7 protein-coding genes are annotated in these 7,173 nt (G+C 41.3%); all 7 read right to left on the bottom strand.

The genetic code is table 11. The annotated features are described in order from the left end of the window. Positions 1-19: 19 nt before the first annotated feature. Positions 20-745 (bottom strand): CppA family protein, encoded by a 726-nt coding sequence (locus SMIDD26_RS02930; protein WP_061438849.1) that lies wholly within the window; start codon positions 743-745, stop codon positions 20-22. A gap of 125 nt (positions 746-870) precedes the next feature. Further along, positions 871-1,740, bottom strand: a complete 870-nt coding sequence (gene gla / locus SMIDD26_RS02925; RefSeq protein WP_049491488.1) for an aquaglyceroporin Gla — start codon at positions 1,738-1,740, stop codon at positions 871-873. A 169-nt stretch (positions 1,741-1,909) separates the two neighbouring features. Beyond that, on the bottom strand, positions 1,910-3,076 hold the full coding sequence (locus SMIDD26_RS02920; protein WP_061438848.1) for an ATP-grasp domain-containing protein: 1,167 nt from the start codon (positions 3,074-3,076) through the stop codon (positions 1,910-1,912). 12 nt (positions 3,077-3,088) lie between these two features. After that, the gene (locus SMIDD26_RS02915; protein WP_049522315.1) at positions 3,089-3,829 is read right to left on the bottom strand and encodes an esterase family protein; all 741 of its coding nucleotides are present in this window, start codon (positions 3,827-3,829) and stop codon (positions 3,089-3,091) included. 20 nt (positions 3,830-3,849) lie between these two features. Further along, entirely contained in the window at positions 3,850-4,674 is an 825-nt protein-coding gene (locus tag SMIDD26_RS02910) for an alpha/beta hydrolase (protein WP_061438847.1), read from the bottom strand. 137 nt (positions 4,675-4,811) lie between these two features. Then, positions 4,812-6,026 (bottom strand): tRNA uracil 4-sulfurtransferase ThiI, encoded by a 1,215-nt coding sequence (thiI, locus tag SMIDD26_RS02905; protein WP_061438846.1) that lies wholly within the window; start codon positions 6,024-6,026, stop codon positions 4,812-4,814. A gap of 8 nt (positions 6,027-6,034) precedes the next feature. After that, a partial coding sequence (locus tag SMIDD26_RS02900; RefSeq protein ID WP_134990147.1) for a cysteine desulfurase family protein occupies positions 6,035-7,173 on the bottom strand: 1,139 nt, incomplete at its 5' end.

The following is a 7,173-nucleotide window of genomic DNA, read 5'->3' as shown; positions in this document are numbered from 1 at the left end:
TTAATAATCTTGGTCCACTTCATACTTCTTCAAACCACAATTCAATATTATTTCTATCTTTTCCAAGGAAGAATTTTTCAGACTTAGGAATAAAATATTCGGTAGACTCAAATTTTTGGCGCAGACTTGCTATATCTAGTTCATTGACCAAGAACTTGAGCATAGACAAGTCCCAAGTAACCGTATTGTCCACAGTCAAATCCTGCCCCTGAGCTGGGATAAAATCAAGTGACGCCCCAATTTCAGATAGTTCCAAGAAACTATCTACATCCGTTGGGAGGTGTAATTCCATGGAAATCTCAAATTTACTTAAAGAAATTGATGCCAAATCTGTTTGAAATTCAGGCTTTTCTCCTACTTCTACTAGACTTGCTCTATCATTTTCTGCATGAATCAAAATCAAATCATCTTCGGGTGAAAAAATCTCAAAAGCGTAGCCATTTTGACCTTTATATAATTGATGAATCGAATCTGTTTTAGCTAATAAGGCTTCGATTTCCAAGGGATTTTCCACCTTGACAAGCAATCTAGCTAATTTTTTTCTTCCCTCCACCTTACGAGTACGCATACTTGGAGCTTCTTCTAAAACCAGCTTTTCAAGACCTGTTTGATCACCTAGTGATAGAAAGGCTGACTCCTCTAACAAGGCCTTCATTCCAAGGGTTTCAATATAAAATGTTTCATTTAATTTTCTATTATTAACTTTTAAAGTAGGAATAATCCGTACAATTTGATTCACATTCATAAATTCCTCCATCACTTTTTATTTTAAAGGATTTTAGAATTTTTTACAAGATATTATGCTCAAATTTACCAATTTTTCGTAAAAATTTCACCTAAAAAACCGAGGATTTCCCCGGTTTCAATTTCTTATAGGTAAAGGAATTTGAAGATAGCTACTGCCGCAATTGCTGCTGCGATAGGTGCTACTACTGGTACCCAAGAATACCACCATTTTGAATCACCTTTGTGCTCACCAAGAACTGATTTTGGAAGGAAAGCATGAAGGAGACGTGGTCCCAAGTCACGGGCTGGGTTCAAGGCAGGTCCTGTAGGTCCACCAAGTGATGTTACCAAAGCCATAACAAGGAAACCAAGTGCCAAGTGAGCTACTGAAAGTCCTGAAGCAGTATGTGGTGCTACTTGGGCTTTGATTGCTAAATCAGAAAAGTCAACATTTTGACCTGCTTGACTAGCCATTTGTTTCATGTATTGAAGCACTTCAGAACCAAAGAAGTTTTTAGTCATACCAAGGGCTGCGAAGAAAAGAACAAATGAACCAACAAACTCATTTACAAAACCATTAACAGTTGCTGCAAAATGTGATTCTTTTGTACCATTATCCAAACTTGAAATTGTTGAGAAAGTACCCAAAATGTTGTTTGGATTTTCAGTTTTCAAGTAGTATGGGCGGTGTGTTGCCACAACCAAGGCTTGACCAAAGATAGCACCCAAAACTTGTGCGATGATATAAGGCGCAACTTGTGCCCAAGGGAAGAGACCGCTGATTGCAAGTCCAAGAGTGAAGGCTGGGTTGATGTGGTTTCCAGATACGTTACCAAACATTAATGCTGGGATCATAACCCCCATACCATAACCAACAGCGATAACGATCCAGCCACTTTGGTGACCTTTCGTACCTTTAAGTTCAACGTTAGCAACTGCACCATTTCCAAGAATGATCAAAATAGCAGTTCCCAAAAATTCAGTGGCATATTTAATTGCCCATGTGAAATCCATTTGATAGATTCTCCTTAAAATTTTTTAGACAATCCTTATTCTATCAATTTTTATATCTTTTAGCAACTACTTTCCCAAAAGATTATATAAGAAAGCGATTTTATTTCTTATATTTCTCATAAAAAAACAAAAGGATTAAGGGAGTGAATTTCCTTAATCCGATAGTCTCTTAAGCCTGACGTTGTCCGAAATCTACAATCATCTGCTCCATTTCTTGTCGACTAGGTGTTGTCAGCATGTAAAGGTAATCTCCTTGAAGTTCCGCAAAGGCTGCTGGCATGATTTTTTTAACCTTGAACTGCTGGCTATATTTGTCAAGCAAATCCTCCTCAGAATAGACATAATGAGCATTTGCACGACGGGATGTAGCTAAACAATACTGCGGTTCAAACTCTGACACTGGGAACTCTTCTCCTGCGACAATCGCCGCATAGCCTCGGTAGAGGTCCAAGGAATGAGCAAAGTTATAAACATCAATAGTGAAACCACCTGCAGGGCGGTTATTGTACTCAATGGCGATGTAATCATCCCCTTCACGGAAGAACTCAATATGGAAAAAACGTTCTTTCATGCCAAATTCCTTGACAATCGCTTCACCATACTTGCGAAGTTTAGGATCCATGTCCTTAAGAACATAGTAGGAATTGTCCATCTTGTAAATCATGAGATCCAGCGGTGTATAGGCGTAGTCGAAGGTCGTTGAAAAGACAATCTTTCCGTCCTTATCCACAAGACCATCAAAGGTACAAATTTCGCTGGAAGTGACAAATTTTTCAAAGAAATAAACGGTTGAATGATCCCATTCTTGTTTGAAGTGATTGATATCGTCTTCTGTCTCAAGTTTAAAGGTTGCCGCTGCTCCCACTCCATTGTCAGGTTTGGCAATCATTGGAAGGCCGATTTCGTTCACTGCTTGATCAACATCTGCTTCCGTCTTGATAACAGCTCCAGGGACCACAGGGACACCTGCTTTTTTGAAAAGCTTCTTCATTTCAGACTTAAATTTCGTCTTTTTGAGATCCTCTGGTTTGGCACCAAAAACATTGAATTGCTCACGAAGACTTGCGTCCAACTCTAGCCAATATTCATTGTGGGATTCGATGCGATCAATTGGACCATGTTTATAGAAAAGGAAAGCAACTGCTCTCTTGACTTCATCTATATTTTCAAGATTGTCCACACGGAAATATTCGGTTAGGCTATTGCGTAAAGGTTCATCCAACTGCTCGTATGGTTCCTGACCAATTCCCAAGACTGTGATGCCTTTATTAGCTAGTTCAATGGTAAACTGTTGAAAGTTTTGCGGATAGTAGGGAGAAATAACAAGGTAATTCATAGGTAACTCCTTTTATAAATAGAGATTTCCAAGGAAATAAGGCATTTGTTTGCGCCACCATTCCCAGTCGTGGGCGACATCGTGTCCCCATTCAGCAAACCAGGCTGGAATTTGTTTCTGGTCAAAGGCTTCTTTGAGCTTGTAGAAAGATGGCAAGCCATCTTGTTCCCAGGCACCAAGCCCCGTACAAAGCACAATCTCTGCCTGACGGTAACGATCAATAAACCAGCCGTCGTTCTGGTTCCAGATATAATCTACTGGCGAGTTTTGATAAATAGCATCATCATTGTAGTAATCGCCGACAAAGAAACGTGCGTCGTAAACACCGCTAAGAGCAATTACTTTGGTAAAGACATCTGGATGTTGGAGGAAAAAGTTGACAGCATGGTAGGCGCCCATCGAGCAACCCGTCGTCATCATGCCATCAAACCAACCTGTCTTGTGCTTGATAAAAGGAATGGCCTCCTCAATCACATAGCGCTCATAGGCACGATGCATCTCCGCTTGGTCGTGACCGTTTTTCCAAGTGGCCAACCAGCTCTCACTGTCTACACTGGATAGGGTAAAGAACTGAACACGGCCTTCCTCTATAAAGGAAGCACAGGCATCAATCATGCCAAAATCATAGTATTCGTTGTGACTACCACCTGATGAAGCAAAGACCACAACTGGAATCCCAGCATGTCCATAACGGTTGAGATACATTTCACGGTTGAGGTGACCACTCCAGTGGCTAAGATGTTCAATATGCATTTGCTTTCTCCTTTTCTAACTTACCATTTCTCTGCAAAAAATCTCAGACAGTCCGGTAAATTCTCCGACCAAGGTATTTCACTATGGATGGCACCAGACTGAACTTTCAATACGAGATTATCCAAGTGTACTCCACCTGCTATCAAATCATGGTAATAGCGAAGCGAAGAGTCGATATAGGCTTGTTTGATATTACCAGCCATCAAAGTCTTGTCCGTATCATCCGCTTCTTCTGTTCCAACATAGATAAAGATACGCTGGTCAGGCGATAGTTGCTGACGCTCGATATAGCGGTTAAAGGCTTCTTGGTGGAGCCAGTTGGCAGATGAAAAGACGCCCAAGCAACCAATTTGGTCTTGGTATTCCAAACCGATAAACTGGGTAATATTCCCTCCTAATGAGGAACCAATCATGGCTGTATGCTGGCGGTCTGCTTTTGTACGATAAGTTTCATCGATAAAAGGCTTGACCACCTCCATGACAAACTCGGCATACTCCACACCCTTACCACCAAACTGCTGCCCCGGAATAGGAGATTCTTGGAACTTCCAAGCCGCATACTCATTCATCCGCCCCATACCATCATTGTCAATGGCAACGACAATCATGCGACTGATATCAGGATTACGCTTAATAGCTGGGATAATCTTCCATGAATGGCCAATGAAAGACTCCTTGCTATAAAAAACATTTTGCCCGTCATGAAAGTAAACAACAGGATAGGAACGATCTGTGTCTTTCTCATAATCTTTAGGTAGAAGAACACGCACACGGCGCTCCTTGCCTGTATAAGGAACCTTGAGTTTGTGTTCTTTCATTTTTAAATAAAAGTAGGAATGATTCATTGTCAGAAAACTCTCTATATTCAAAATTTTATTTTATTATATCACAATTATAGAAAAAAAGTTAGTTTTGCTTCCATTTTTGGAATTAAAAACTAACTTTTTCATTTAATTTTCTAAATTCTTTTGGATTTTCTAAATTAGAGCAGATTATCAATCAAGTCATCAACTTCATCTTTTTCAACCTGCGGTGTAATCTCAGTAATCATAATCCCTGCCACTGCTCGCTCAACCAAGCCTTCAACATCCATACGCGCTTCGTACTGCTCCGCATTCTTAATCTTAGGATTTGTTTTCGGACGATCTGGCGCAAAAATAGTACAGCAGTCTTCAAAAGGCTGGATAGAAATTTCAAAGGTGTCAATTTCCTGAGCAATGTCAATGATTTCCAACTTATCCATTGTCACAACTGGACGGATGATGGGAGTGTTTGTAACAGCATTGATAGCCTGCATACTTTCAAGGGTTTGGCTGGCTACTTGACCTAGACTTTCCCCATTGATGATAACTAAACCATTTCGTACCGCACGAATACGGTCAGTAATCCGCATCATAAAACGACGCGTCAAGGTCATGAGATAGGCTTCTGGCGCTTTGGCTTTGATTTCCTCTTGAATCTCTGTAAAAGGCACTTCGATAAACTGGATATTTCCACCAAACTTGGTTAATTTACGGGTCAAATCTTGGGCTTTTTTAAGAGCACCAGGACTGGTGTAAGGTGGGCTAGCAAAGTGAACTGCCTCAATATCTACCCCACGCTTAAGAGCTAGATAACCTGCTACAGGTGAGTCAATCCCTCCTGACAACATGAGCATGCCCTTACCAGAAGTTCCCACTGGTAAACCACCTGCCCCTCGAATGGTTTCATAAGAAAGGTAGGCTGCCTCTTCTCGAATCTCCACTTGGAGATTGATGTCAGGACTTTTCATTTGAGCTTGTACGTTTGGAATGGCTTCGAATACAGCCCCTCCAAGGGTTTGGTTGAGTTCACGACTGTCAAGTTCAAAGTTGTGGTCGCTACGCTTGCTAGAAATTTTAAAGGTCATGCCTTCCTTGTAGATGTCCTGCATAATCTCTTGGACAGAAGACTTCAGAACTTCTACAGATTTTTCAACCTTATAAACAGGGGAAAAGTTTTGAATTCCAAAAACTTGTTTGAGCGATTCTGCTACTACTGTGTAATCTGCTCCATTGAGGTAAGCGTGGGCACGGTCACGATCTGCCGTTACCTTAACTTGGGGATAGATAGACAAAACGTCTGAAATATTATTGCGAAGTTTATTGATGAAACGCATACGGTTTTTGCCCTTGGTTGACAGCTCACCGTAGCGAATCATAATTTCTGAATACTGCATGAATGCTCCTATCTTACTTTTCTAGTTTGATTGTAAATCAATTTTAACTTGGTCAAAAACTGCTCGACCTGACTCATATCATTTTCAAGGTCTAGGCTTAAACGCACAGCTGACTGGGCCTTATCTTTATCCACTCCCATGGCAATCAGAGTTCCTGCAGGTTTCCCAGCCTTGGACGAACAAGCAGAGGTCGTTGAGATGAAAATATCATAGTCTTCAAAAGCGTGAACGATGACTTCACCACGAACACCCTTGATTCCAAAAGTCAGGATATGAGGGGCAAAGTCTTCCTCATCTGAAAAGACAAAAATATCTGGATAGTCCAGAAGTGCTTGGCGAATCACTGCCTTCATCTGCCCAGTCTTGCTCCTAAAGATATCTAGCTTTTCCATAGATAAACGGAGGGCCTTAGCTGTCGCTGCAATTCCTGCCACATTTTCAGTTGTCGAACGGTAATCACGTTCCTGACCACCACCTGTTAAAAGAGGCGTAATCTTCTTGCCAGACTTGATATAGACAAAACCAACACCTCGGACACCATGAAATTTATGACTCGAAAAGGTCGCAAAATCCACTCGTTCTGTCAGGTATTTTTCAGTTGGAATCTTAGCAAGCGCCTGAACCGCATCAACATGGAAGGAAATAGTTGGCTTGTCTGCCAAGAATTCTGAAATAGCCTCAATAGGTTGGATAGAGCCGATTTCATTGTTAACTGCCATGATGGAAACGAGGGTCGTATCTGGTCGTATCAAATCTGCTAGCGCCTCAACATCCACAAATCCTTGCTCATCTACTGGAGCAAAATCCACTTCAAAACCTTGAGCTTTCAACCAGAGGGCTGATTCCTTAACTGCTGGATGTTCAATGGCTGAAACAATGATGTGCTTGCCAAACTGGGCTTTTTCAAAGGCCACACCCTTGATGACCCAGTTATCTCCTTCTGTCCCACCAGATGTAAAGAAGATTTCATCACTTTTCTTACCAATTAAATCTGCAATCTGTTGCCGAGAAGCGTCTAAGATTCGTGTTGCCTGGTCTCCCAAACGATGGAGACTAGATGGATTTCCTAAAATTTTTGAAGCCACCTGCATATAGGTTTCAAGGGCTTCAGGATAGGGCTTGGTCGTCGCCGAATTATCAAAGTAAA

This window comes from Streptococcus mitis (assembly GCF_001579035.1).
Lineage (GTDB): Bacteria > Bacillota > Bacilli > Lactobacillales > Streptococcaceae > Streptococcus > Streptococcus mitis_J.
Note: the sequence above shows the minus strand (reverse complement) of the source record. Positions and strands in the feature narration are given on the sequence as shown.

What these genes read in the sequence shown, in the direction of transcription:
- SMIDD26_RS02930 (WP_061438849.1), bottom strand. Translation starts at nt 745, where the DNA reads ATGAATGTGAATCAAATTGTACGGATTATTCCTACTTTAAAAGTTAAT.
- gla (WP_049491488.1), bottom strand. Translation starts at nt 1,740, where the DNA reads ATGGATTTCACATGGGCAATTAAATATGCCACTGAATTTTTGGGAACT.
- SMIDD26_RS02920 (WP_061438848.1), bottom strand. Translation starts at nt 3,076, where the DNA reads ATGAATTACCTTGTTATTTCTCCCTACTATCCGCAAAACTTTCAACAG.
- SMIDD26_RS02915 (WP_049522315.1), bottom strand. Translation starts at nt 3,829, where the DNA reads ATGCATATTGAACATCTTAGCCACTGGAGTGGTCACCTCAACCGTGAA.
- SMIDD26_RS02910 (WP_061438847.1), bottom strand. Translation starts at nt 4,674, where the DNA reads ATGAATCATTCCTACTTTTATTTAAAAATGAAAGAACACAAACTCAAG.
- thiI (WP_061438846.1), bottom strand. Translation starts at nt 6,026, where the DNA reads ATGCAGTATTCAGAAATTATGATTCGCTACGGTGAGCTGTCAACCAAG.